At 59.6% G+C, this 24621-nt stretch carries 22 protein-coding genes; 10 read left to right on the top strand and 12 right to left on the bottom strand.

The window, feature by feature from the left end:
• Positions 1-119: 119 nt before the first annotated feature.
• Complete coding sequence (locus tag ACM6J5_RS23040) at positions 120-1088, bottom strand: TIGR02285 family protein (protein WP_095943819.1); 969 nt, start codon at positions 1086-1088, stop codon at positions 120-122.
• Positions 1042-2241, bottom strand: a complete 1200-nt coding sequence (locus tag ACM6J5_RS23045) for a CaiB/BaiF CoA transferase family protein (RefSeq protein ID WP_095943820.1) — start codon at positions 2239-2241, stop codon at positions 1042-1044. Before ACM6J5_RS23045 ends, ACM6J5_RS23040 begins: the two co-directional genes overlap by 47 nt.
• Positions 2242-2387: 146 nt before the next feature.
• Between ACM6J5_RS23045 and ACM6J5_RS23050 the strand changes: the two genes are divergently transcribed.
• The 3 genes from ACM6J5_RS23050 (at position 2388) to ACM6J5_RS23060 (ending at position 6089) form a co-directional block, all read left to right on the top strand.
• On the top strand, positions 2388-2930 hold the full coding sequence (locus tag ACM6J5_RS23050; protein ID WP_095943821.1) for a YaeQ family protein: 543 nt from the start codon (positions 2388-2390) through the stop codon (positions 2928-2930).
• 66 nt (positions 2931-2996) lie between these two features.
• Positions 2997-4706 (top strand): single-stranded-DNA-specific exonuclease RecJ, encoded by a 1710-nt coding sequence (gene recJ / locus ACM6J5_RS23055; RefSeq protein ID WP_414929405.1) that lies wholly within the window; start codon positions 2997-2999, stop codon positions 4704-4706.
• 276 nt (positions 4707-4982) lie between these two features.
• Positions 4983-6089 carry an NADH:flavin oxidoreductase/NADH oxidase gene (locus ACM6J5_RS23060; RefSeq protein WP_414929406.1) on the top strand — a complete coding sequence of 369 codons (1107 nt, stop codon included), beginning with the start codon at positions 4983-4985 and terminating at the stop codon, positions 6087-6089.
• Positions 6090-6156: 67 nt separating this feature from the next.
• Here ACM6J5_RS23060 and glpD read toward each other — a convergent pair whose 3' ends face one another.
• The 4 genes from glpD to ACM6J5_RS23080 form a co-directional block, all read right to left on the bottom strand.
• The gene (glpD, locus tag ACM6J5_RS23065) at positions 6157-7695 is read right to left on the bottom strand and encodes a glycerol-3-phosphate dehydrogenase (RefSeq protein ID WP_150726796.1); all 1539 of its coding nucleotides are present in this window, start codon (positions 7693-7695) and stop codon (positions 6157-6159) included.
• Between the two features lie 314 nt (positions 7696-8009).
• Entirely contained in the window at positions 8010-8765 is a 756-nt protein-coding gene (locus ACM6J5_RS23070) for a DeoR/GlpR family transcriptional regulator (protein ID WP_007971301.1), read from the bottom strand.
• A gap of 95 nt (positions 8766-8860) precedes the next feature.
• On the bottom strand, positions 8861-10366 hold the full coding sequence (glpK, locus tag ACM6J5_RS23075; protein ID WP_095943824.1) for a glycerol kinase GlpK: 1506 nt from the start codon (positions 10364-10366) through the stop codon (positions 8861-8863).
• A gap of 74 nt (positions 10367-10440) precedes the next feature.
• Positions 10441-11292, bottom strand: a complete 852-nt coding sequence (locus tag ACM6J5_RS23080) for an MIP/aquaporin family protein (protein ID WP_414929407.1) — start codon at positions 11290-11292, stop codon at positions 10441-10443.
• 348 nt (positions 11293-11640) lie between these two features.
• Here ACM6J5_RS23080 and ybaK point away from each other — a divergent pair, with 348 nt between their 5' ends.
• On the top strand, positions 11641-12111 hold the full coding sequence (gene ybaK, locus ACM6J5_RS23085; protein ID WP_007971306.1) for a Cys-tRNA(Pro) deacylase: 471 nt from the start codon (positions 11641-11643) through the stop codon (positions 12109-12111).
• 106 nt (positions 12112-12217) lie between these two features.
• Positions 12218-13000, top strand: a complete 783-nt coding sequence (locus ACM6J5_RS23090; RefSeq protein ID WP_414929408.1) for a PhzF family phenazine biosynthesis protein — start codon at positions 12218-12220, stop codon at positions 12998-13000.
• Positions 13001-13117: 117 nt separating this feature from the next.
• Here the strand turns inward: ACM6J5_RS23090 and ACM6J5_RS23095 are convergent, their stop codons facing one another.
• Together ACM6J5_RS23095 and argF are read right to left on the bottom strand one after the other, a co-directional pair.
• Positions 13118-14227: an ABC transporter ATP-binding protein gene (locus tag ACM6J5_RS23095; RefSeq protein WP_095943827.1), complete on the bottom strand. Its 1110-nt coding sequence runs from the start codon at positions 14225-14227 to the stop codon at positions 13118-13120.
• Positions 14224-15144, bottom strand: a complete 921-nt coding sequence (argF, locus tag ACM6J5_RS23100; protein ID WP_095943828.1) for an ornithine carbamoyltransferase — start codon at positions 15142-15144, stop codon at positions 14224-14226. Before argF ends, ACM6J5_RS23095 begins: the two co-directional genes overlap by 4 nt.
• Before the next feature lie 474 nt (positions 15145-15618).
• Between argF and ACM6J5_RS23105 the strand changes: the two genes are divergently transcribed.
• The gene (locus ACM6J5_RS23105) at positions 15619-17727 is read left to right on the top strand and encodes a molybdopterin oxidoreductase family protein (protein WP_414929409.1); all 2109 of its coding nucleotides are present in this window, start codon (positions 15619-15621) and stop codon (positions 17725-17727) included.
• Between the two features lie 97 nt (positions 17728-17824).
• Positions 17825-18166, top strand: a complete 342-nt coding sequence (gene grxD / locus ACM6J5_RS23110; RefSeq protein WP_064679482.1) for a Grx4 family monothiol glutaredoxin — start codon at positions 17825-17827, stop codon at positions 18164-18166.
• A gap of 197 nt (positions 18167-18363) precedes the next feature.
• Here the strand turns inward: grxD and bfr are convergent, their stop codons facing one another.
• Positions 18364-18840 (bottom strand): bacterioferritin, encoded by a 477-nt coding sequence (gene bfr / locus ACM6J5_RS23115; RefSeq protein ID WP_008053519.1) that lies wholly within the window; start codon positions 18838-18840, stop codon positions 18364-18366.
• Between the two features lie 198 nt (positions 18841-19038).
• Positions 19039-19257, bottom strand: coding sequence for a bacterioferritin-associated ferredoxin (locus ACM6J5_RS23120; RefSeq protein ID WP_095943830.1), 219 nt, complete (start codon positions 19255-19257; stop codon positions 19039-19041).
• 312 nt (positions 19258-19569) lie between these two features.
• On the opposite strand from ACM6J5_RS23120, the gene ACM6J5_RS23125 reads away from it, so the two are divergent.
• Entirely contained in the window at positions 19570-20172 is a 603-nt protein-coding gene (locus ACM6J5_RS23125) for a peroxiredoxin (protein ID WP_095943831.1), read from the top strand.
• A 195-nt stretch (positions 20173-20367) separates the two neighbouring features.
• Here the strand turns inward: ACM6J5_RS23125 and rnt are convergent, their stop codons facing one another.
• Positions 20368-21045, bottom strand: a complete 678-nt coding sequence (gene rnt, locus ACM6J5_RS23130) for a ribonuclease T (protein WP_007997489.1) — start codon at positions 21043-21045, stop codon at positions 20368-20370.
• Positions 21042-22088 carry a dihydroorotase gene (gene pyrC, locus ACM6J5_RS23135; RefSeq protein ID WP_008053524.1) on the bottom strand — a complete coding sequence of 349 codons (1047 nt, stop codon included), beginning with the start codon at positions 22086-22088 and terminating at the stop codon, positions 21042-21044. Before pyrC ends, rnt begins: the two co-directional genes overlap by 4 nt.
• 159 nt (positions 22089-22247) lie before the next feature.
• Here pyrC and ACM6J5_RS23140 point away from each other — a divergent pair, with 159 nt between their 5' ends.
• Both ACM6J5_RS23140 and ACM6J5_RS23145 read left to right on the top strand, forming a co-directional pair.
• Complete coding sequence (locus tag ACM6J5_RS23140) at positions 22248-23153, top strand: flagellar protein MotY (protein ID WP_095943832.1); 906 nt, start codon at positions 22248-22250, stop codon at positions 23151-23153.
• A gap of 129 nt (positions 23154-23282) precedes the next feature.
• The gene (locus ACM6J5_RS23145) at positions 23283-24500 is read left to right on the top strand and encodes an argininosuccinate synthase (protein WP_007985864.1); all 1218 of its coding nucleotides are present in this window, start codon (positions 23283-23285) and stop codon (positions 24498-24500) included.
• Positions 24501-24621: the final 121 nt, after the last annotated feature.

The following is a 24621-nucleotide window of genomic DNA, read 5'->3' on the forward strand; positions in this document are numbered from 1 at the left end:
CAGCAGGATCAAGCATTGTGCTCCGGTGCTTGTAGCTTGCTGCTACTGGTCTGCAAACAGACCACGTTTAACCCCGAGTCGTCTCCCCACTTCTCGGGGTTTCTTTTGCCCGGCATTTGTCAGGGTTGCGCCAGGTTGTCGAAAAACGCCTTGGTGTCTTTCAGGTAATCGCTGCGACTCTCCGGATCCAGCCAGGCGGCGTAGGCCTCGTCAAGACGTTCACGGGGAAGGGTGCGCAGCACCTGGTTGATCTCGACAATGGCCTGCCGGCCCTTTGGTGTGTCGGTGCAACCGATGTAACCGGACAGGTATTTGCCTGTGCCACGTATCGGATAGAACTGCAATTCATCCTCGGCAATGCCTTGCAGCGAGGCCTGGTAGCGAATTTCCGGGCGATAGCCCAACAGCAGGCGCAAGCGACCCAGGCGCTGCATCTGCAGCAGGCTGCCCAAGGCATCATTACCGTAATGAGCGGTCAGCGCGTCGGCTGGCGCTTGCTTGAGCAGTGCGTCGAGGTATTCGCCATAATTGCGCTCGGCAATGACCCCCAGTTTTTCATTGCCGCTGGCGAGCAGCGCTGCGAGGTCCACTTCGCCGTCCTTGATAAAGGGCGCCAGTACTTTCTGGTCGACGCGCCGCACGGCCAGGCCATTGCTCATGGCGCGGAAGACCGGGATGGAAAAGGCGATCCACTGTTCCCGCTCCTTGCTCCAGTTCAGTGCCGCGTCGCAGACGAGGGACGGCTCGTGGAGCATTTGCAGTCCACGTGCGCGATTGACCCTCATCACGTTGTGTTGGTATTGCGGCATGCCGGCAATCAACAGTGGAAGCAGTTGATCGATAACGCCCTGGCCCTTTTTCGGCCCGTCGAAGATTGTCAGCGGCGGCAGGTCGCGCTTGAGCCAGATCAGGGTTTCCCTGGTTTGCGCCAGAGCTGAGGGGGCCGGTTCAAGGAGCAGGAGCGAAATCGCCAGTACACACAGCCACCACCCGCCCCGTGACGGGCAGTGCCCAACGGCCCATGCAGGCAGGCGCCTCAGTTCAGATGGCTCCGTCTTTGCGCAACTGTGCGATCTGCGTCGCGTCATAGCCAAGTTCCTGGAGTACCTGTGTGTTGTGCTCACCCAGTTGTGGCCCGACCCATTCACATTCCCCGGGTGTCTCTGAGAGTTTCGGCACAATGCCCGGCATCTTGAAGTCTTTGCCGTCCGGCAGCTTGGCTTGAAGGAACATTTCCCGTGCCAGGTACTGAGGGTCATTGAACATGTCTTCGGCGCTGAAGATCCGGCTGGCCGGCACTTCGGCCTGATTGAGCTGCGCCAGCACCCTGTCCAGCGGCAACGAATTGACCCAGCGATCGATGACGCCATAAATCTCGTCGCGTCGGGCATCGCGGCCATCGTTGCTGGCAAGCTGGAGGTCGTTGGCCAGGTCTTCCCGGCCAATGATCAGCATGAAGCGTTTGAAGATCGCGTCGCCATTGGCGCCGATCTGCACGTGCTTGCCATCGGCGCTGGTGTGGATCGAGGACGGGGTGATGCCGGGCATGATATTGCCCGTGCGTTCGCGGATGAAGCCGAACACGTCGAACTCCGGGACCATGCTTTCCATCATCGCGAAGATGGCTTCGTACAGCGCTACGTCCACCACTTGCCCCTGGCCGCCGTTGACTTCGCGATGACGCAGGGCCATCAACGCGCCAATCACGCCCCAGAGCGCGGCAATCGAGTCGCCGATGGAAATGCCGGTGCGCACCGGAGGCCGGTCTTCGAAACCGGTGATGTAGCGCAGGCCCCCCATGGACTCACCGACCGCGCCAAAGCCGGGCTGATCTTTCATCGGGCCGGTCTGGCCGAATCCCGAAAGCCGCACCATGACCAGTTTCGGGTTCAGGGCGTGCAGGACGTCCCAGCCCAGGCCGAGTTTTTCCAGGACGCCGGGACGAAAGTTCTCGATCAGAATGTCGGCTTCAGCCAGCAGCTGTTTCAGGATCGCCTGGCCGTCGGGATGCTTGAGGTTGAGGGTCAGGGACTTTTTATTGCGGGCCTGGACGAACCACCACAATGAAGTGCCTTCATACAGCTTGCGCCATTTTCGCAACGGATCACCGCCGTCCGGGGATTCGATCTTGATCACATCGGCACCGAATTCCGCGCAAATGCGCGAGGCAAACGGGCCGGCAATCAAGGTGCCCAATTCGATGACTTTCAGACCGGAAAGCGGTTTGGCGGTGAGCGGCATGCTGGATCCTGTGGGGCAAAGGTGAGCGGATAGAGCGTTTTAACATAGCCGACTGTCAGACGCTCCCGCTTGATTGTGTTCAATTCGTGGATTGCCCGTCGCATCGGTTAGACTTGCCGCCTTTCCTCGTATCAAGAAGCCCGTTCATGGCCCAGCCGTCCACGACCTACAAGTTTGAACTGAACCTCACCGACCTTGACCGCAGCGTCTATGAGAGCGTGAAGCAGACCATCGCCCGTCACCCTTCGGAAACCGAAGAGCGCATGACCGTGCGCCTGCTGGCCTATGCCCTCTGGTACAACGAGCAGTTGTCTTTTGGCCGTGGTCTGTCGGAAGTGGATGAGCCGGCCTTGTGGGAAAAAAGCCTGGATGACCGCGTGCTGCACTGGATCGAAGTCGGCCAGCCGGATGCCGAGCGCCTGACCTGGTGCTCGCGCCGCACCGAGCGCACCAGCCTGCTGGCTTACGGCAGCCTGCGAGTCTGGGAAACCAAAGTGATTCCGGCGATCAAGAACCTGAAAAACGTTCACATCGCCGCCGTGCCCCAAGAAGTGCTGGAAACCCTGGCCAAGGACATGCCCCGCGTTATCAAGTGGGACGTGATGATCAGCGAAGGCACGATTTTCGTCACCGACGATCGTGGTCAGCACGAAGTCCAGTTGCAATGGCTGAGCGGTGAACGCGGCTGATTTTTCGCCGCTGCCCCGCGTCACCCGGTTTTATCCTACGTATTGAAGAGAAGCATCTTTCACCCCATGCGCATCGAACCTCGCCTGCTGCCCGACACCCTGCCATTCCTCGGTGATATTCCGCCGCTGTTGACCCGCCTGTACGCGGCTCGGGGCGTGCAGTCCGAGGCGGAACTGGACAAGAGCCTGGCGCGGTTGATTCCGTTCCAGCAACTCAAGGGCATCGATGCGGCGGTGGATCTGCTGGTGATTGCGCTCGAACAGCGCCAGCGCATTCTGATCGTTGGCGACTTCGATGCCGACGGCGCGACGGCCAGCACCGTGGGCACGCTGGGCCTGCGTTTGCTGGGAGCGGCACATGTCGATTACCTGGTGCCCAACCGATTCGACTACGGCTATGGCCTGACACCGGAAATCGTCGCAGTGGCGCTTGAGCGTCAGCCGCATTTGCTGATCACCGTCGACAACGGCATCTCCAGCGTCGAAGGCGTGGCAGCGGCGAAAAAGGCCGGACTCAAGGTGCTCGTCACCGACCACCACTTGCCCGGCGACGAGCTGCCGCTGGCCGATGCCATCGTCAATCCGAACCAGCCCGGTTGCGAATTTCCGAGCAAGGCACTGGCCGGTGTCGGGGTAATTTTCTATGTGCTGATGGCCCTGCGTGCGCGGTTGCGCGAGCTGGGTTGGTACACAAGCAAGCCGCAGCCGAATATCGGCGAACTGCTCGATCTGGTGGCTCTGGGCAGTGTGGCCGACGTGGTGCCGCTGGATGCCAACAACCGGATTCTGGTGCATCAGGGCCTGGAACGGATTCGTGCCGGACGTGCCCGGCCGGGGATCAAGGCGATTCTCGAAGTGGCCAAGCGTGACCATGCGCGCATCACCTCCACCGATCTGGGTTTCATTGTCGGCCCGCGCCTGAACGCGGCGGGGCGTCTGGATGACATGAGCCTGGGCATCGAATGCCTGCTGACCGACGACGCAGGTCTGGCCCGTGAGATGGCGGCGCAACTGGACGGCATGAACCAGGATCGCAAATCCATCGAGCAAGGCATGCAGCGCGAAGCGCTGGCGCAGCTCAAGGATTTGCCGGTGGAGTCGATGCCGTTCGGCTTGTGCCTGTTCGATCCCGAGTGGCATCAGGGCGTCATCGGTATCCTCGCGTCACGGATGAAAGAGCGCTACTTCCGCCCGACCATCGCCTTTGCCGATGCCGGGGATGGCCTGCTCAAGGGCTCGGGGCGTTCGGTCCAGGGCTTTCACATTCGCGACGCCTTGAGTGTGGTGGCGGCGCAGCACCCGAATCTGATCACCAAATACGGTGGCCACGCGATGGCGGCCGGCCTGACGCTGCCGGAAGCGAATTTCCCCTTGTTCGCCGAAGCCTTTGACGCTGAAGTGCGCCGGCAGATGCGCGAAGAAGACCTGACTGGCCGGCTGTTGTCGGACGGCACCCTGGCGGTGGAGGAGTTCCACCTGGAGCTGGCCCGTGCCCTGCGGCATGCCGGCCCTTGGGGGCAACACTTCCCGGAACCCTTGTTTCATGGGGTATTCCAGTTGGTCGAGCAGCGTGTCGTTGGCGAGCGACACCTTAAAGTCGTGCTCAAAAGTGAATGTGGCTCGGTAAAGCTCGACGGCATTGCCTTCGGGATCGACCGGGACATCTGGCCGAATCCGACCATCAAGTGGGTGGAACTGGCCTACAAGCTCGACCTCAACGAGTTTCGCGGCAACGAGACGGTCCAGCTGATGATTGCCCACATCGAACCGCGTTGACCCCCTGTAGGAGCGAGCTCGCTCGCGATGGTCGTGAACGATGGCGCTGGGGACCTGACACCCCGCGGTGTCCTGTCGTCCATCGCGAGCGAGCTCGCTCCTACAAGAGGGCGACATCCCCCGATGTCGACTAGGCTCTAAACACTGCTTGATTTTGGCCTTGTGACGTCTTGTCGAATTTTTTGCCCGCGGGGGCGGGTGTTGTACCTTTTTCCTGTCACTCGTCGACTATTCAAACAGAACCTGGAGCCTGCCCACTGATTCGAGAGGTGCCCCATGAGTCTGCTGCTTGAACCCTTTACCCTTCGCCAATTGACCCTGCCCAACCGCATCGCGGTATCGCCGATGTGCCAGTACTCCAGCGCCGATGGCCTGGCCAATGACTGGCACCTGGTCCACCTCGGTAGCCGCGCTGTCGGCGGGGCCGGGCTGGTGTTTACCGAAGCCACGGCGGTCACCGCCGACGGGCGTATCACGGCCGAGGACCTCGGTCTGTGGAATGACGAACAGATTGAACCCCTGCAACGCATCACCCGCTTCATCACCGCCCAGGGAGCCGTTGCCGGCATTCAGCTGGCCCATGCCGGGCGCAAGGCCAGCACCTACCGGCCGTGGCTCGGCAAACATGGCAGCGTCAAGCCCGAGGAGGGCGGCTGGGTGCCGGTCGGACCTTCACCGATTGCATTCGATCCACAGCACACCCAACCCAGACAACTCGATGACGACGAGATCGCCAAGGTCATCCAGGCTTTTGTCGAGGCGGCAAAGCGCTCACTGACGGCCGGTTTCAAGGTGGTCGAAGTGCACGCGGCCCATGGTTACCTGCTGCATCAGTTCCTGTCGCCGTTGAGCAATCAGCGTCGCGATCAATATGGCGGTTCGTTCGAAAATCGCATTCGGCTGGTGCTGCAAGTCACCGAAGCGGTGCGTGCGGTGTGGCCTGAAGAGTTGCCGGTGTTTGTCCGGGTCTCGGCCACCGACTGGGTGGAAGACGGCTGGAACCCTGATGAAACGGTGGAGCTGGCACGCCGCCTCAAAGCCCTGGGGGTCGACCTGATCGACGTCTCGTCGGGCGGGACGGCAGTGAATGCCGAGATTCCCACAGGGCCGGGTTACCAGACCCGCTTCGCCGAGCGTGTGCGCAAGGAGTCGGGCATGGCCACGGGCACAGTCGGCATGATCACCGAGCCGGCCCAGGCCGAGCACATCCTGCGCACTTGTCAGGCGGACATCATCTTCCTGGCCCGTGAGTTGTTGCGCGATCCGTACTGGGCGCTGCACGCGGATGACGACCTGGGAGGACACAAGGCCGTGTGGCCGGCGCAGTATCAGCGGGCGACTCACCGTGAGCAGCCGATTCACGAATCGGATTTGCGCGACTGAAATCCATCGATACGAAAAAGCCCCTGAATCGTGAGATTCAGGGGCTTTTGTTTATGCCGGTGACTGATCAGGCCGCTTCGATCTTGCTGCGGTTCTGTTCGACCTTGTTCAGGTAATCCTTGAGCTTTTCCTGTTCCGCCACCGTCGTGAACAAACCGAGCTTGCTGCGACGCCAGAGGATGTCGTGGGCGCTGGTGGCCCATTCTTCGCTGCACAGATAGTCGACTTCACGGGTGTAGAGACCGCCGCCGATGTGCTCGCCCATATCGCTGAGGTCCTGTACGCCTTCGAGCATGCGCCAGGTGCGGCTGCCGTAGGTGGTGGCCCAGCGGCGCGCGATCTCGCTCGGTAGCCAGTCGAATTTGTCGCGGATACGCGAGCTCAAGGCTTGCGGGGTGGTCATGTCTTCACCCCCCGGCAGCGTGGCGCTGGCGGTCCAGCTTGGCTTGATGTGCTTGAAGTAGGGTGCCAGTTGCGCCAGCGCCGACTCGGCCAGTTTGCGATAGGTGGTGAGCTTGCCGCCGAACACCGACAGCAACGGAGCTTCTTCGCCAGTGCCAGACAGCGCCAGGGTGTAATCGCGGGTCACGGCCGACGGGTTGTCGGATTCGTCGTTGCACAGCGGACGCACACCGGAATAGCTGTGCAGGATGTCGTCGCGGCTGATTTGCTTTTTGAAATGGGCGTTGACCACGTTCAACAGGTAATCGGTTTCGCCATCGGTAATTGCCACTTTCGCCGGATCGCCGGTGTACTCGCGGTCGGTGGTGCCGATCAGGGTGAAGTGATTCAGATACGGAATGGTGAACACGATACGCTGATCTTCGTTTTGCAGGATGTGCGCGTGTTCGCCTTCGTACAGTTTTGGCACGATCAGGTGGCTGCCCTGGATCAGGCGGATGCCGTATGGCGATTCCATCTTCAAGTCATCGCGAATGAACCTGGCGACCCATGGCCCGGCCGCATTGACCAATGCCTTGGCGCGGATCGAAAACAGGCTGCCATCGGCGCGTTCCAGGTGCAGGTGCCACAAACCCTTGGCGCGGCGCGCGCTGACGCAGCGGGTCTGGGTGTGAACGTGGGCGCCTTTTTCCCGGGCGGTCATGGCGTTCAATACCACCAGGCGTGCGTCGTCGACCCAGCAATCGGAGTATTCGAAACCCTTGGTGATCTCGCTTTTGAGCGCGCTGTCGGGGCCGAACTTCAGGCTTTTCGAGCCTTGCAGTTGCTCGCGCTTGCCCAGGTTGTCATAGAGGAACAGACCGGCGCGGATCATCCATGCCGGGCGCAGGTGCGGGCGGTGCGGCAACACGAAACGCATTTGCTTGACGATGTGCGGAGCCTTGGCCAACAGCACTTCACGTTCGGCCAGGGCTTCACGCACCAGGCGGAATTCGTAATGTTCGAGGTAGCGCAGGCCGCCGTGGATCAGCTTGCTACTGGCCGATGAGGTATGGCTGGCCAGGTCGTCCTTTTCGCAAAGGAACACCGACAGGCCGCGGCCGGCGGCATCCGCTGCGATCCCCACGCCATTGATCCCGCCACCGATGACGGCGATATCGTAGACCTCGGCGAGAGGGGGCGTAGGCAAGGTGGAAGTGGGCATCGGCACGGCCTCGGAATTTTTTGATGTTCTGTATTTGAATTCGAACATTAATGTTCATTTGCGAAAATACTAGCCCATAAAGACACGCACAGCCAGTCAGCTTCGATTGAAAATACTCATCGAAGGGCCGTTAAAGGAAAATTTACGAACATTTTGCTGTGTGTTGGCGACCGCCATCGTCGGAACGCCGCCCGGAGCAAGCTCGCTCCCGCAGGGTATTGATTCGGTCACAAAACCTGTGCGCACCATCAAACACTGTGGGAGCGAGCTTGCTCGCGATGGCGGCAGTGCAGGCGCCGTAGATAGCGGTGAGGTTAAACGACTTCCAGCCGAACCTTGTGCTGGTTCAACAACTGAGCCAGCGCCGGGGAAGGCTGCTGATCGGTGACCAGGCAATCGACCAGGCTGATCGGCCCCAGGCGAATCATGGCGTTGCGCCCGAACTTGCTGGAGTCGGCCGCGAGGATCACTTGCCGGGCATTGGCGATGATCGCCTGGGATACCCGCACTTCCTGATAATCGAAGTCCAGCAGGCTGCCGTCCTCATCGATGCCGCTGATGCCGACCAGGGCGAAGTCGACCTTGAACTGATTGATGAAATCGACACTGGCCTGACCCACCACGCCACCATCGCGCCGCACGTTGCCGCCGGTCAGCAGGACATCGAAATCGTCCTTGGCGCTGAGCATGGAGGCGACGTGCAGGTTGTTGGTGATGATTTTCAGGTGACTGTGGTTGAGCAGTGCCCGGGCAATGGATTCGGTGGTCGTGCCGATGTTGATGAACAACGAGGCATGGTCGGGAATCTGCGCGGCAATGGCTTCGCCGATACGCTGTTTCTCATCGCGCATCTGATCGGCGCGCATGGCGTAGGCGGTGTTTTCAACGCTGGAGTCGTAAGCCGCGCCGCCATGGTAGCGACGCAACAAATTGGCTTCCGCGAGCTGATTGATGTCGCGGCGAATGGTCTGCGGGGTTACTACGAACAGAGTGGCCATTTCCTCGATGCTGACATAGCCGCGCTCGCGGACCAGTTCGAGGATTTGCTGCTGACGGGGAGGCAGATTCATGGGGCGTCCTTTGGGCTGCCGTGCAAAATTTGCCCATGATGCCGCAGGAATCCGCTCCCGACCAGTTACATACAGATACGAGCTTGCGTCCGGGCTTATTCAGCCTCGTCTTCAGCCGCCCAATCGCGGGTACGACTGACCGCTTTTTTCCACCCTGCGTAGAGTTTTTCCTTCGCCGTTTCATCGAGCGTCGGTTCGAACTGGCGCTCGATCACGGCCTTGCCGCGCAACTCTTCCAGGCTGCCCCAGAAGCCACAGGCCAGGCCTGCCAGGTAAGCTGCGCCCAGTGCCGTGGTTTCGCGCATTTGCGGACGCTCGACCTGTGTGCCGAGGATGTCGGCCTGGAACTGCATGAGGAAGTTGTTGGCCACCGCGCCGCCATCCACGCGCAGGGCCTTGAGGCGTTCGCCGGAGTCCTGCTGCATGGCGTCGAGTACGTCGCGGGTCTGGTAGGCAATCGACTCCAGCGCGGCACGAATGATGTGATCCACGCGTACGCCGCGGGTCAGGCCAAACAGTGCGCCACGGGCGTACGGGTCCCAGTAGGGAGCGCCAAGACCGGTAAAGGCCGGCACCAGGTACACACCGTTGCTGTCCTTGACCTTGTTGGCGAAGTATTCGGTGTCGTGGGCGTCGTTGATGATTTTCAGCTCGTCACGCAGCCACTGCACGGTAGAACCGCCGTTGAACACAGCGCCTTCCAGTGCGTAGGCCACTTCGCCACGTGGGCCGCAAGCGATGGTGGTGAGCATGCCGTGTTGGGATTTCACGGCTTTGTCGCCGGTGTTCATCAACAGGAAGCAGCCAGTGCCGTAAGTGTTTTTCGCCTGGCCTGGTTCGACGCACATCTGGCCGAACAGGGCGGCTTGCTGGTCGCCAGCGATGCCGCCGATGGCGATGCCGCTTTTGGTACGGCCATAAATTTCCGAGGACGATTTAACTTCCGGCAGCATTTCGCGCGGAATATCCAGCACCTCCAGCATCTTCGCGTCCCACTCCAGGGTGTGGATGTTGAAGAGCATGGTGCGCGAAGCGTTGGTGTAGTCGGTGACATGCACCTTGCCGCCGGTAAATTTCCAGATCAGCCAGCTGTCGACGGTGCCGAACAACAGTTCACCGTTGCGCGCGCGCTCGCGGCTGCCTTCGACGTTGTCGAGGATCCACTTGAGCTTGGTGCCGGAGAAATACGGGTCGGTGACCAGGCCGGTGGTGTCGCTGATGTATTGCTCGTGGCCATCGCGCTTGAGCTGCTGGCAGATCTCGGTGCTGCGTCGGCACTGCCAGACGATGGCGTTGTAGATCGGGCGGCCGGTGTTCTTGTCCCAGACCACGGTCGTTTCGCGCTGGTTGGTGATGCCGATGGCCGCCACCTGGTCGTGGTGCAGACCGGCTTGCGCCAGGGCCTCGACCATCACGGCGCTCTGGGTAGCGAAGATTTCCATCGGGTCGTGTTCGACCCAGCCGGCTTGCGGGTAATGCTGTGCGAACTCCCGTTGGGCGGTGCAGACCACGTTCGCGTCGCGGTCGAAAATGATCGCGCGGGAGCTGGTCGTACCCTGATCGAGGGCAATGATGTAGTTCTTATTCTGTGTGTCGGTCATGTCGATTGCCTTGGACGAAATAAGGGAGTGAGGTCTGGCGCGCGATCAAAGGGCAGGGGCACGCGCCAACGGTATCAAGAAGTTCTGGGTTTGCCGTCAATGGCAGCTGTTGCATCCTTTGTAGCAGGTACGGCGCTGGGCAGATGGCGGGCAATCAACCCACGATAGGCTGCAGCACCGAGGCAGGCACCGACAATCGGTGCAAAAACAGGAATCAGGAAATACGGAATATCGCGTCCGCCGGTGAAGGAAATTTCACCCCAGCCAGCGAAGAAAGTCATCAGTTTAGGGCCGAAGTCTCGCGCAGGGTTCATGGCAAAACCGGTCAGTGGTCCCATCGAACTGCCGATCACCGCAATCAGCAGGCCGATCAGCAGCGGTGCCAGCGGGCCTTTTGGCAGACCATTGTTGTCATCGGTCAGGGACATGATCACGCCCATCAGGATGGCCGTGATGATCACCTCGACCAGAAATGCCTGGGCGGTGGTCAGCACAGGATTCGGGAAGGTGGAGAACACGGAGGCCAACTCAAGGCTGGCTTGAGTGCCGCGAACCATGTGGTGCGTTTGTTCGAATTCGAAGAATAGATTGCTGTAGAGCGTGTAAACCAACAGCGCTCCACAGAAGGCACCCGCCACTTGGGCGAATACGTAGAAAGGCAATTTACGTTTTTCGAAGTCCGCGAAAATGCTCAGGGCAATGCTGACGGCAGGGTTCAGATGAGCGCCGGAAACCCCGGCGGTAAGGTAGATCGCCATGCTGACGCCGACGCCCCAGATAATGCTGATTTCCCACAAGCCAAAACTGGCACCCGCGACCTTGAGCGCGGCAACGCAACCTGTACCGAAAAAGATCAGCAGCGCCGTACCCAGAAACTCGGCCATGCATTGGCTCGAGAGCGACGGTTGTTGTAAAGCAGTTGTCATTGAAACCTCATTTTTTTTGTTGTCTGGCGCTTTTTTCCATCATGGTCGGAGCGCGTTTTTCGCCGAGGCAGGATCCCCATCCTGATCGCGGTTTACTGCTGGGTGCAGCGGTAGGACGTTTCGTGCAGTTTCAGAAACGAAAAAATATAGACAAGAAACGCTGCTGTCAAAGGTCGAAAGTGAACCATCGGTCACAAAAAAACTATTCGTTGCATGAATGAATTAGTTGCTGCGCAATTGGATGGCCAGGCATTGGCGTTATGGATGCGCCGCCGTAGAGCCTTTTAACGGTCAATGTCCTAGAATCGGGCGCAGTATTTTTCTTCTGCCGCCCAGTCTGGAGCTGTCATGACCCCCGCATTGGATTTGTTGAAAAAGGTTCGGGCCGAACATCGCGTACACAGTTACGAACATGACCCCAAGGCCGCTTCCTATGGGTTGGAAGCGGCGGAAAAACTCGGGCTCGATCCGGCGCAGGTGTTCAAGACCTTGCTGGCGGCCAGCGAGAAGGGCGAGTTGCTGGTGGCCGTGGTGCCGGTTGTCGGCAGCCTGGACTTGAAAGGGCTGGCCCACGCCGCGGGCGTGAAAAAGGTCGAAATGGCCGACCCGGCTGCAGCGCAGCGCTCTACTGGCTATCTGTTGGGTGGGATCAGTCCGCTGGGGCAGAAAAAGCGTTTGCGTACCTTCATTGATAATTCGGCTCAGCCCTTCGCCAGCATTTTTGTCAGTGCGGGCCGACGTGGGCTGGAAGTCGAACTGGCACCGGCGGTGCTGGCCGAACACACCCAGGCGAAGTTTGCCGATATCGGCCGTGCGTGAGCTTCGAAGCAGGTGCAGCGCTGTATGGTGAAAATCAGTCGGCTCTGTCACTGGTGCCGGCTGAGCCAGCGCGGCATGCTCGGTGGTCTGACAAAGGGAGAAGGTTATGCAGCTTGAGTTTCATCAGGTCGACGCGTTCAGCAATCAGCCATTCAGCGGCAATCCGGCGATGGTCTATCGACTCGATACCTGGCTCGCCGATGAGTTGATGCAAAAGATTGCCGCCGAGCACAACCTTGCCGAAACGGCGTTTGTCGTGCGTGAAGGGCGGGGCTGGCACATCCGCTGGTTTACGCCGACCACCGAGGTGCCATTGTGCGGTCACGCGACGCTGGCCAGCGCCTATGTACTGTTTGAGATCTATAAGGAGCCTGTCGAACGACTGGACTTCACCTGCAAGTCCGGCCCGTTGAGCGTAACCCGTGAAGGTGGCCGCCTGTGGCTGGATTTCCCGTCGATCACTGCGTCGCCGGTGAACCTGATCCCGGACATCGAGCGTGCACTGGGTGTGAAGGTTGTCGAGGTACTGGGTTCAAATGAGCTGTTCGTGGTGCTGGAGTCGGAGCAAGCCGTGCTCGACTGCCAACCGGACATGGTGGCCCTGGCGAAACTGCCATGGCTGGGCGCGATCGTGACGGCGCGGGGCGAACAACACGATTTCGTTTCCCGCTACTTCGCCCCGGCAATCGGCATCAACGAAGATCCGGTCACTGGATCGACCCATTGCCTTCTGATTCCGTACTGGTCAAAGCAATTGGGCAAGTCGAGCCTGACGGCTTTCCAGCGTTCGACGCGGGGTGGGGAATTGTTCTGTCGGCTGGAAGGGGAGCGGGTGAAAATCGGCGGCAATGCGACGCTCGTGGCAAGCGGAACGCTGATGCTGGGCTAACACTGTAGGAGCGAGCTTGCTCGCGATGGACGTCAACGATAACGCGTGCAACCGGAATGAACGCGTTATCCAGACGTTTTTCGCGAGCAAGCTCGCTCCTACAGGTTTTTTTGTGTATCAGTTGGCCGTGCTGTAGCGGCGGACACCGGATTCAGCCACCGGAATCTGCGCCGCCGTGCTGCCGGACGCCTGGAACAGCACCAGGTGTTCAGCCGCGACACGAATCCCCACATCCGCCCCAACCTGACGGTCGACATGGCTCGGGAAGATCGATTCCAGCTGTGCGCCTGTCGGCAGTTGCAAGCGATACAGGGTCGATGCACCCAGGAACGTCTTGCCGGCGATTCGCGCCTTCAGTGCGCTGTCCGGCGCATAGACGATATCGTCCGGGCGCAGCAGTACGTCCACTGCGCCGCCTACCGGCCAGGTGTAGGCCCGATTGCCGCGCAATTCACCCAACTCGGTTTGCACTGATTCCGGGCTGCTCAACTGACCGCGAATGAAATAGCCCTGGCCGATGAAGCTCGCGACAAAGGGTGTCAGCGGTTCGTGGTACAGGTTGTAGGGCGTATCCCACTGTTCCAGGCGACCTTCCTTGAACACGCCAACGTGGTCGCTGACCGCGAAGGCTTCTTCCTGGTCGTGAGTCACCAGAATTGCACTGGTGCCTCGGGCCTTGAGGATGTCGCGTACTTCATGGCTGAGCTTGCGGCGCAATTCGCCATCAAGGTTGGAGAACGGTTCGTCGAGCAGCAGCAGTTGCGGTTCCGGCGCCAGGGCGCGGGCCAGGGCGACACGTTGCTGCTGACCACCGGAAAGCTCGTGGGGGAAGCGCTTGCCGAGGTTCTTCAGGTTTACCAGTTCCAGCAGCTCTTCGGTCACGCGATCCTTTTGTGGATGCTTGCGAATGCCGAAGGCGATGTTGTCGGCCACGCTCAAATGCGGAAACAGCGCGTAGTCCTGGAACACCATGCCGATGCGACGTTTCTCCGGCGCAAGGGTGAAGCCGGCGCTGGAGATGATCTCGCCAGCCAGCTGGATTTCACCTTCGTGAACCGGTTCGAAACCGGCAATCGCCCGCAGGGTGGTGGTCTTGCCGCAGCCCGACGAGCCCAGCAGGCAACCAATGTCGCCTGCGTTCAGGTGCAGGTTGAGGTTCTGCACCACGCGCTGGTCTTGATAGCCGCAGGCGAGGTTGCGCAGGTTAAGCAGTAATGGCTGGCTCATGCGTGGTGATACGAAGGTGGGACGAGGAACTCGAGCAGGGCTTTTTGCGCGTGCAGACGGTTTTCGGCTTGATCCCAGGCCACCGAGCGTTTGTCATCGAGCAGGTCGACGCTGATCTCCTCGCCACGGTGCGCCGGCAGGCAGTGCATGAACAGCACGTCGTCAGCGGCCAGGTCGAGCAGGGCGCGGTTGACCTGGTACGGTGCGAACAATTGCAGACGCTTGGCGGTTTCCTCTTCCTGGCCCATGGAGGTCCAGACGTCGGTGCTCACCAGGTGTGCACCCCGCACGGCTTCCTTCGGATCGCGAACGATGGTGACCCGGTCGCCAGCCTTGGCCAGGAACACCGGGTTGGGCTCGTAGCCTTGCGGGCAGGCAACGCGCAACTGGAAGTCGAACTGGATCGCCGCTTCTATATAGCTGTTGCACATGTTGTTGCCGTCGCCGATCCAGGCCACGGTCTTGCCCTGGATGGAGCCGCGGTGTTCGAGGAAGGTCTGCATGTCGGCCAGCAGCTGGCACGGGTGCAGGTCATCGGACAGGCCATTGATCAGAGGAACGCGCGAATTGGCGGCGAACTCGGTCAGAGTGCTGTGGGAAAACGTACGGATCATTACCGCATCGAGCATGCTCGACATGACAATCGCGGCGTCGCCGATCGGCTCGCCACGGCCCAGTTGGGTGTCACGGGGCGACAGGAAGATCGCCTGGCCACCGAGCTGGATCATGCCGGCCTCGAAGGAGATCCGGGTACGGGTCGAGGATTTCTCGAAAATCATCCCCAGGACGCGGTTTTTCAGCGGCTCGAACAGTACGCCGCGGTTACGCAGGTCCTTGAGCTCAACGCCTCGACGGATCACGCTGACCAGCTCTTCGGGCGTGCAATCCATCAGGGAGAGAAAGTGCCTTGCGCTCATCATTGACTACCTTTTGCTACAAACCGCAGATGCTCAAAGCCTTGTTTAACGGAACAACGGGCGAGACCTGCGGCGTAAGCCGCACGGGGCGACGAAATAGGGGAAGGCGCGATCTTATAATTAAATGTCGCGTCTTACCAATAGGGCTACAGTTTTTAGGGAGTTTCAGAGGTGCTACGGGTTCACCGAGGTAGCGCTTTTGAAGCCTGTTTCCTGATAGCAGCGGTTCATTTGTACACCGGCCCCTCGGGGCTTGGCAATCAGGCAGGGCGGCAATGGTGCGCTGACAGTCGGTTTGCGACCTGTCATTCATCAGTGCCGGGCTCGACGGTCGAACTGAACTCGGGTGGCCATCGGCTGGCCTGATAACCCTCGATTCACAAGACGAACGTCGCTGGCGTGGCGGCGGCTCCGGCGCCATAGTTTTGTTTCCGCGGCCGACGTCGCCCGCCCAAAACAAGACAGAGACTGGCCATGACCAAGACTCTCCATCACCGTGCGTGCCATTTGTGCGAAGCCATCTGTGGCCTGACCATCGAAACCACCGAGGTCGAAGGCGGTAACGTCCAGATCACTTCGATCAAGGGCGACTCCCAGGACACGTTCAGCCGTGGGCACATCTGCCCCAAGGCCGTAGCCCTGCAAGACATCCAGAACGATCCGGATCGCCTGCATCAGCCGATGCAGCGGGTGGGCAATGAGTGGCAGCCCATCGAGTGGGAAGCGGCATTCAATCTGGTCGCCGAACGCCTCGCCGCCATTCAGGAGCATCACGGGCAAAACGCCGTGGCGGTCTATCAGGGCAACCCGAGCGTGCACAATTACGGGCTGATGACCCACAGCAATTACTTTCTCGGCCTGTTGAAAACCCGCAACCGGTTTTCCGCGACGTCGGTCGATCAATTGCCCCATCACCTGACCAGTCATTTGATGTACGGCCACGGTTTGTTGCTGCCGATCCCGGACATCGATCACACCGATTTCATGCTGATCCTGGGCGGCAACCCGCTGGCTTCGAACGGCAGCATCATGACCGTGCCCGATGTGGAAAAACGCTTGAAGGCGATACAGGCCCGGGGCGGCAAGGTGGTGGTGGTCGATCCGCGCCGTAGTGAGACGGCGGCGATTGCCGACCAGCATCTGTTCGTGCGCCCGGGCGGTGATGCCGCGCTGTTGTTCGGCCTGCTCAATACCTTGTTCGCTGAAGGTCTGACCCGCGACAGCCATCTGCCGGTGGATGGCCTGGAGGACGTACGGGAGGCCGTCGCGCCGTTCACCGCCGAGGCCATGAGTCCGTTGTGCGCCGTACCGGCCGAACAGATCCGCCAATTGGCGCGAGACTTCGCCGCGGCACCGAGTGCAGTCTGCTATGGCCGCATGGGCGTTTCGACCCAGGCCTTCGGTACGCTGTGCCACTGGGTGGTGCAGTTGATCAACCTGGTCACCGGCAATCTCGATCGTGTGGGTGGCGCCTTGTGCACCGAGCCTGCGGTGGACCTGGTGGCGACGACTTCGGGCGGGCATTTCAATCTGTGGCAGAGCCGGGTTTCCGGGCGCCCGGAGTACGCCGGAGAGTTGCCAGTGTCGGCGCTGGCGGAGGAGATGCTCACCGAAGGGGAAGGGCAAGTCCGCGCGCTGATCACGGTGGCGGGCAATCCGGTGCTGTCCACACCCAATGGCCGAAAGCTCGAGCAGGCGCTGGACGGGCTGGAGTTCATGGTCAGTATCGACCTGTACATCAATGAAACCACGCGTTACGCCGACTTGATCCTGCCATCCACATCGGCGCTGGAAAACGACCATTACGACACCACGTTCAACCTGTTCGCGGTGCGCAATGTCAGCCGTTTCAACCGCGCGATCCTCGCCAAACCCCAAGGTGCATTGCACGACTGGGAAATTTTCGTCGGGCTGGCCAAGGCGTTTGCCGCCAGAACCGGCAAAGAGTTGAAGCCCACCATCGCCCCAGCGCAAATGATCGATCGCGGCCTGCGCATGGGGATGTACGGCGACAATTCAGAGCACAAACTGTCGCTGGCGACTTTGTTCGATTATCCCCATGGCGTCGATCTGGGCGCGCTCAAGCCTAACCTGACGCCCCGCCTGAAGACTGCCAGTCAACGCATCCAGGCCGCACCGGCCGCGATTCTCGCTGATCTGGTGCGCTTCGCAGCCTTGCAGGCACCGGCCGCCGACGAGTTGTTGATGATTGGCCGCCGGCATGTACGCAGCAACAACTCATGGATGCATAACTATCATCGGCTGGTGAAAGGCAAGCCACGCCACCAGTTGCTGATGCATCCGGACGACCTGGCCAGTCGCGGGCTCAGTGACGGGCAGCGCGTTCGGGTCAGCTCGCGGGTGGGTGTGATCGAAGTCGAAGTGCTTGGCAGTCTGGACATGATGAAAGGTGTGGTCAGCCTGCCTCACGGCTGGGGTCACGCGCGGCCGGGCGTGCAAATGACGATTGCCAGCAGCCAGCCAGGCTCCAGCGCCAACGACCTGACCGACGACTGCCAGCTTGACGAGTTGTCGGGAAATGCTGCACTTAATGGTGTGCCGGTGACCGTGGCGGCGGCTTGAGTCAGTCTGACGGAGAGACCGAGCAGGGCGCTCGGCTTTCCGTTACAATGCGCCACCGTGCCGACCCATGAGTCGGAAAGTTCAGCCGAGGTGCTCCATGGATATCATCGAAACGATTAAAGAGCAGATTGCCAACAACACCATTCTGCTTTACATGAAAGGCTCGCCGAATGCCCCGCAGTGCGGCTTCTCCGCGAAAGCCGCGCAGGCCGTGATGGCGTGTGGCGAAAAGTTTGCGTACGTGGACATCCTGCAGAACCCGGAAATCCGCGCCAACCTGCCAAAATACGCCAACTGGCCAACCTTCCCGCAACTGTGGGTCGGTGGTGAGCTGGTCGGCGGCAGCGACATCATGACTGAAATGGCGGCTGACGGTTCGCTGCAAGCCACCATCAAGGCTGCTGTCGAAGCCGCTGCTGCCAACAAGTCCGAAGCCTGATTCGCTTCCTGCTTCCTGTAGGAGCGAGCATGCTCGCGATGGTCGTTAACGATAACGCTGGGAGCCTGGTTCCCCGCAGCGCTCTCTAGTCCATCGCGAGCATGCTCGCTCCTACAATAAAAGCAGCAGGCACAAAAAAGCCCCGCCTCTTAAAAGAGAGCGGGGCTTTTTATAGCATCGAGATTAACGGAACGAAGTTACTCGTCTTCGCCCATCTGCGATTGCAGGTAGTTTTCAAGACCCACTTTATCGATCAGCCCTAACTGGGTTTCCAGCCAGTCGATATGTTCTTCTTCGGACTCGAGGATATCTTCAAGCAGTTCACGGCTACCGAAATCGCCAACTGTTTCGCAATGCGCGATGGCTACTTTCAGATCGGCATGACCGGTTTTTTCGATACGCAGGTCGCACTCCAGCATTTCCTTGGTGTGCTCGCCGATGTGCAGCTTGCCCAGGTCCTGGACGTTCGGCAGGCCTTCAAGGAACAGGATGCGCTTGATCAGCTTGTCCGCGTGCTTCATCTCGTCGATGGATTCGTGGTATTCGTGCTTGCCGAGCTTGTTCAGGCCCCAATCTTCATACATGCGCGCATGCAGGAAATATTGATTGATCGCGACCAGCTCATTGGCAAGGATCTTGTTGAGATGCTGGATGACTGTAACGTCGCCTTTCATGATGGGGTCCTGCCCTGTATTAGCTGTCAATAGAGCAGAGTTTGAGCCGGGTATTTAATAGTGTCAAACCTAAGTTATTGAAACTTAAATGAAAATTAATCGGAATAAGAATGTTTGTGTTCCGCGTCTGGAGCATAACTAGTTGATTTTGAGGCATAAAAAAACCGGACATATGTCCGGTTCTTTGAAATTCGATATTTAAGCGGCTGTAAATTCTGCTGGAAAAGGAATTGCAGCCTGGGCCGATTGCAGTTTGGTCAAGGTCTCGCGGACCACTTCCTTGGCGAGGCAGGCACATTTGCCGCACTGACTGGCAACGCCGGTAGCCACACGGACTTCCTTGTAGCTGCAGCATCCTTCATAGATCGCATCGCGGATTTGACCGTCGGTGACGCCAGTGCAGAGGCAAACATACATAAGGAAGGTCCGTCGCTGATTGTGACTCAATTGCGATGGATCTTAATGTTAACGAGAATGATTGTCAAAGTGGTTTCAGAGCACTTTTCGCCATAAGCGGGTATGGCTGACGAACGGTCGGCCTGGCAAATCGGTGATCCAAAACCGTCGGGGATTTCATCGGACGGGGAAAAAAACAGCTAAGCCAGCTCAAACACGCGGTGTATGATGGTCGGTCTTTTGCGACCGGGGATCGTGTCACAGGGCTGTCGCCTCAGGGTGGCAGGCTGATGCGAACCCTGTTTCTCACGCTATTACACCAGGAGATATCCAATGAGCGTACTCGTAGGCAAACAAGCCCCTGACTTCACCGTACCGGCCGTACTCGGCAATGGCGAGATCGTTGACAGCTTCACCCTGTCCTCGGCGATCAAAGGCAAATACGGCCTGGTGTTCTTCTACCCGCTGGACTTCACCTTCGTTTGCCCGTCCGAGCTGATCGCTCTGGACAACCGCATGTCTGAGTTCAAGGCACGCAACGTTGAAGTGATCGCTGTTTCGATCGACTCGCACTTCACCCACAACGCATGGCGCAACACTCCAGTGAACAGCGGCGGTATCGGCCAGGTTCGCTACACCATGGCTGCCGACATCAAGCAGGACATCATGAAGGCCTACGACGTTCAGTCCGCTGACGGCGTGGCATTCCGTGGCGCGTTCCTGATCGACGACAAAGGCGTTGTCCGTTCGCAGATCATCAACGACCTGCCGCTGGGTCGTAACATGGAAGAGCTGATCCGTCTGGTCGACGCTCTGCAATTCCACGAAGAGCACGGCGAAGTCTGCCCTGCCAACTGGAAAAAAGGCGACAAAGGCATGAACGCTTCGCCAGAAGGCGTTGCCGCTTACCTGACCGAGCACGCTGCCGCTCTGTAAGGCGTACGCTCCCGCTGTAAAAAGCAGGTATAAAAAAACCGGCCGTCGAGGCCGGTTTTTTTATGGGCGTTTTTTGCTCTCTGTAGGAGCGAGCTTGCTCGCGATGGACTTGAGAACACCGCGGGGTGTCAGGCTCCCAGCGTCATCGTTGAAGACCATCGCGAGCAGGCTCGCTCCTACAAAGAGCCAGCAACATCAATCGTTGAAGTCTTCCCAGCCACCCATCTGTTTCCAGCGATTGACGATGCCGCAGAACAGCTCTGCCGTCTTCTCGGTGTCATAGCGAGCCGAGTGAGCCTCGCGACCGTCGAAGTCGATGTCCGCTGCCTGGCAAGCCTTGGCCAGTACGGTCTGGCCGTAAGCGAGGCCGGCGAGCGTTGCGGTATCGAAACTGGAGAACGGATGGAACGGGTTGCGCTTCATGTCCAGCCGCGCAACCGCTGCATTGAGGAAGCCCAGGTCGAAGCTGCTGTTATGCCCGACCAGAATCGCCCGTTTGCAGCCATTGGCCTTGAGGGCCTTGCGCACGCCACGGAAGATATCGTTCAGGGCTGACTCTTCGCTCACCGCCATGCGCAGCGGGTGATCGAGCTTGATCCCGGTAAACTCCAGGGCCGCCGCTTCGATGTTCGCGCCTTCGAACGGCTCGACACGGAAGAAGTAGGTGTGATCCGGGTAAACAAAACCCTTTTCATCCATGGCGATGGTGGTCGCGGCGATCTCCAGCAGGGCGTCGGTGGCCGAATTGAAGCCACCGGTCTCTACATCGACGACAACCGGCAGGTAACCACGGAACCTTGCCGCCATTGGATGACGAGGGCCGCCTCCGCCGCCATTGCCTTCCAGTTCGTCGTCGAAATGGTCTTCACTCACGCGTGTTCCTCCAGCAGGCGCCAGCGCAGTTTTTCACCGGCGCGCAGCGGGATAACGGTCAGCTCGCCAAATGGCAGGCTGGTCGGGGCGGTCCACTCTTCGCGGACCAGGGTGATGCGATCGGTGTTGGCCGGCAGGCCATAGAAGCGCGGGCCGTTGAGGCTGGCGAAGGCCTCGAGCTTGTCCAGCGCATTGCGCTGTTCGAAGGCCTCGGCATACATCTCGATGGCCGCATAGGCGGTGTAGCAACCGGCGCAACCGCAGGCCGCTTCCTTGGCGTGCTGGGCGTGGGGGGCCGAGTCGGTGCCGAGGAAGAACTTCTCGCTGCCGCTGGTGGCGGCGTCGAGCAGGGCTTCCTGGTGGGTATTGCGCTTGAGGATCGGCAGGCAATAGAAGTGCGGCCGAATCCCGCCCACCAGCATGTGGTTGCGGTTGTACAGCAGGTGATGCGCGGTGATGGTCGCGCCCACGTTGGCCGAGGCCGAGTTGACGAACTGCACGGCGTCCGCGGTGGTGATGTGTTCGAAGACCACTTTGAGGGTCGGGAAACGCTCGACCACACGACGCATGTGCTCGTCGATGAAGATTTTTTCGCGGTCGAACACGTCGACATCGCCCCGGGTGACTTCACCGTGGACCAACAATGGCATCCCGACTTCGGCCATGGCCTCGAGTGCAGGGAAGATCTTGTCGATGCTGGTGACGCCAGAATCCGAGTTGGTGGTCGCGCCGGCCGGGTACAGCTTGGCGGCGTGAATGAATCCGCTGGCCTTGGCCTCGCGAATTTCTTCAGGCTGGGTGCGGTCGGTCAGGTACAGGACCATCAGTGGCTCGAACAGGCTGCCGGCCGGGCGGGCAGCGAGAATCCGCTGGCGATAGCCGTCGGCTTCGGCCGCGTTGCGCACTGGTGGAACCAGGTTGGGCATGATGATGGCGCGGCCAAAGGTGCGCGCGACATCCGCGACGGTATTGGTCAACACGGCACCATCGCGAAGATGAATATGCCAGTCGTCGGGACGCAGCAGGGTCAGGCGGTCGGACATGAGGGGATTCCAGGCGGGTCAAACTCAAGGGAATGCTACCGGAAAAGACTCTTGCAGGCACTCGCTATCAAGTTTTGCAGGAAGCTTCCGATATCCAACAGGTATGCCGTAAACATGTGTGTGTCAGTCTTTTTGTTGTAGAAGCCAGTGGAGCCTCCCGTGCGCCAGCGTTATTTAGCCTTGCTCAGTGTGTTTGCCAGCCTTCCGGCGATGGCGCTCACTTTCCAGACCCGTCTGGAGAACATTGAGTGGACGGTAGAAGGTGACAAGTTCGAATGCCGCCTGACTCAGCCGATCACCGATTTCGGTTCGGGCGAGTTCGTGCGTCGTGCCGGCGAGCAGGCGACGTTTCGTCTGAAGGCCTACAACCCGATGATTGGCGGTGGCTCGGCGACGCTGCTGGCCGCTGCGGCGCCGTGGCAACCGGGGCGTGAAGACATCAACCTGGGCACCGTGAGGATTGGTAGTGGCAACGTATTGTTCAACAGCTCTAAGGTTCAGGCCGGGCGCCTGATCAGTGGCCTGATGGACGGTCGCAGCCCGGTGGTTCGACATTCCTCGGGGGATGGGCGGGTGTCGGAAGTACGCTTGTTGCCGGTCAGGTTCACGAAAGCGTTTGCCGACTATCAGGGGTGTGTCGCGAAACTGTTGCCACAGAATTTCGAACAGGTGAAACAATCCGAAATAGGCTTCCCCGGCGGCGGAATCGAACTCGACAGCGCCGCAAAAGCCAAATTGCAGGTGATGCTGGAGTACATGAAGGCCGATCCGACGGTCAATCATATCGAGCTCGACGGTCACTCCGACAACAGCGGCAACCGCCTGACCAACCGCGACCTGTCGCGGCGCCGAGCCCTGGCAGTGATGGAATTCTTCAAGGCCAACGGCATCCAGGAATCGCAAATCACTATGCGTTTCCATGGCGAGCGTTATCCGGTGGCGCCTAACACCAACAACACCAACCGCGCGAAGAACCGTCGAGTGGCGGTGCGCCTGGAGCGCGGAGCACCAGTGGAACAAGTCGCCCCGCAAGCGACGAAAGCGGCCGTTTCGGCAACTTCCTGACTATTTGGTCATCGTCGCGCCCTCGACATAATCTGTCGCTTCGTCGTCATAAGCTGTCGCGCCACTGTAAATTATTCTGCATGAGCGGTAGACTTCACGGCTTTCCGTAGAACCCCGTGGAGTGATGGCATGGCGGACGTAAACAAGGTCGTTCTGGCGTATTCCGGCGGCCTGGACACTTCGGTGATCCTCAAGTGGCTGCAGGATACTTATAACTGTGAAGTGGTGACCTTCACCGCTGACCTGGGTCAGGGCGAAGAGGTCGAACCTGCACGCGCCAAGGCTCAGGCCATGGGCGTCAAAGAGATCTACATCGACGATTTGCGCGAAGAGTTCGTGCGCGATTTCGTTTTCCCGATGTTCCGCGCCAACACCGTTTACGAAGGCGAGTACCTGCTGGGTACTTCCATCGCTCGTCCGTTGATCGCCAAGCGCCTGATCGAAATTGCCAACGAAACCGGCGCTGACGCCATTTCCCATGGCGCCACCGGCAAGGGTAACGACCAGGTTCGTTTCGAGCTCGGTGCATACGCCTTGAAGCCTGGTGTGAAAGTGATTGCCCCTTGGCGCGAATGGGACCTGCTGTCCCGTGAAAAGCTGATGGACTACGCCGATAAGCACGCGATCCCGATCGAGCGCCACGGCAAGAAGAAGTCCCCGTACTCCATGGATGCCAACCTGCTGCACATCTCCTATGAAGGCGGCGTGCTGGAAGACACCTGGACCGAGCACGAAGAAGACATGTGGCGCTGGACCGTTTCCCCGGAAAACGCTCCAGACAAACCGCAGTACCTGGAACTGACCTACCGCAACGGCGACATCGTCGCGCTGGACGGCGTCGAAATGACTCCGGCCACCGTACTGGCGACCCTGAACCGTATCGGTGGTGAGCACGGTATCGGCCGTCTCGACATCGTCGAAAACCGTTACGTGGGCATGAAGTCCCGTGGCTGCTACGAAACCCCTGGCGGCACCATCATGTTGCGTGCCCACCGTGCGATCGAATCGATCACCCTGGACCGCGAAGTGGCTCACCTCAAAGACGAGTTGATGCCCAAGTACGCCAGCCTGATCTACACCGGCTACTGGTGGAGCCCTGAGCGTCTGATGCTGCAACAGATGATCGATGCGTCCCAGGTCAATGTGAACGGCGTTGTGCGCCTGAAGCTGTACAAGGGCAATGTGATCGTCACTGGCCGCAAGTCCGACGACTCGCTGTTCGATGCCAACATCGCTACCTTCGAAGAAGATGGCGGCGCGTACAACCAGGCGGATGCAGCGGGCTTCATCAAGCTCAATGCCCTGCGCATGCGCATTGCGGCGAACAAAGGCCGGAAGCTGTTCTGAGACCTTTGAAATCGTGATGGATACCTGACCTCGTCCTCGACGGGGTCAGGTACCTGAAAACGGGGTATGACACCAGTTACTGCGTGGTCGGGTGTTTTCGTTTGCGCTGATGATTTCCTGT

It is taken from the genome of Pseudomonas sp. IT-P74, assembly GCF_949768175.1.
In the GTDB taxonomy this organism is placed as follows: Bacteria; Pseudomonadota; Gammaproteobacteria; order Pseudomonadales; family Pseudomonadaceae; genus Aquipseudomonas.

What these genes read in the sequence shown, in the direction of transcription:
- ACM6J5_RS23040 (WP_095943819.1), bottom strand. Translation starts at nt 1,088, where the DNA reads ATGACGCGACGCAGATCGCACAGTTGCGCAAAGACGGAGCCATCTGAA.
- ACM6J5_RS23045 (WP_095943820.1), bottom strand. Translation starts at nt 2,241, where the DNA reads ATGCCGCTCACCGCCAAACCGCTTTCCGGTCTGAAAGTCATCGAATTG.
- ACM6J5_RS23050 (WP_095943821.1), top strand. Translation starts at nt 2,388, where the DNA reads ATGGCCCAGCCGTCCACGACCTACAAGTTTGAACTGAACCTCACCGAC.
- recJ (WP_414929405.1), top strand. Translation starts at nt 2,997, where the DNA reads ATGCGCATCGAACCTCGCCTGCTGCCCGACACCCTGCCATTCCTCGGT.
- ACM6J5_RS23060 (WP_414929406.1), top strand. Translation starts at nt 4,983, where the DNA reads ATGAGTCTGCTGCTTGAACCCTTTACCCTTCGCCAATTGACCCTGCCC.
- glpD (WP_150726796.1), bottom strand. Translation starts at nt 7,695, where the DNA reads ATGCCCACTTCCACCTTGCCTACGCCCCCTCTCGCCGAGGTCTACGAT.
- ACM6J5_RS23070 (WP_007971301.1), bottom strand. Translation starts at nt 8,765, where the DNA reads ATGAATCTGCCTCCCCGTCAGCAGCAAATCCTCGAACTGGTCCGCGAG.
- glpK (WP_095943824.1), bottom strand. Translation starts at nt 10,366, where the DNA reads ATGACCGACACACAGAATAAGAACTACATCATTGCCCTCGATCAGGGT.
- ACM6J5_RS23080 (WP_414929407.1), bottom strand. Translation starts at nt 11,292, where the DNA reads ATGACAACTGCTTTACAACAACCGTCGCTCTCGAGCCAATGCATGGCC.
- ybaK (WP_007971306.1), top strand. Translation starts at nt 11,641, where the DNA reads ATGACCCCCGCATTGGATTTGTTGAAAAAGGTTCGGGCCGAACATCGC.
- ACM6J5_RS23090 (WP_414929408.1), top strand. Translation starts at nt 12,218, where the DNA reads ATGCAGCTTGAGTTTCATCAGGTCGACGCGTTCAGCAATCAGCCATTC.
- ACM6J5_RS23095 (WP_095943827.1), bottom strand. Translation starts at nt 14,227, where the DNA reads ATGAGCCAGCCATTACTGCTTAACCTGCGCAACCTCGCCTGCGGCTAT.
- argF (WP_095943828.1), bottom strand. Translation starts at nt 15,144, where the DNA reads ATGAGCGCAAGGCACTTTCTCTCCCTGATGGATTGCACGCCCGAAGAG.
- ACM6J5_RS23105 (WP_414929409.1), top strand. Translation starts at nt 15,619, where the DNA reads ATGACCAAGACTCTCCATCACCGTGCGTGCCATTTGTGCGAAGCCATC.
- grxD (WP_064679482.1), top strand. Translation starts at nt 17,825, where the DNA reads ATGGATATCATCGAAACGATTAAAGAGCAGATTGCCAACAACACCATT.
- bfr (WP_008053519.1), bottom strand. Translation starts at nt 18,840, where the DNA reads ATGAAAGGCGACGTTACAGTCATCCAGCATCTCAACAAGATCCTTGCC.
- ACM6J5_RS23120 (WP_095943830.1), bottom strand. Translation starts at nt 19,257, where the DNA reads ATGTATGTTTGCCTCTGCACTGGCGTCACCGACGGTCAAATCCGCGAT.
- ACM6J5_RS23125 (WP_095943831.1), top strand. Translation starts at nt 19,570, where the DNA reads ATGAGCGTACTCGTAGGCAAACAAGCCCCTGACTTCACCGTACCGGCC.
- pyrC (WP_008053524.1), bottom strand. Translation starts at nt 22,088, where the DNA reads ATGTCCGACCGCCTGACCCTGCTGCGTCCCGACGACTGGCATATTCAT.
- ACM6J5_RS23145 (WP_007985864.1), top strand. Translation starts at nt 23,283, where the DNA reads ATGGCGGACGTAAACAAGGTCGTTCTGGCGTATTCCGGCGGCCTGGAC.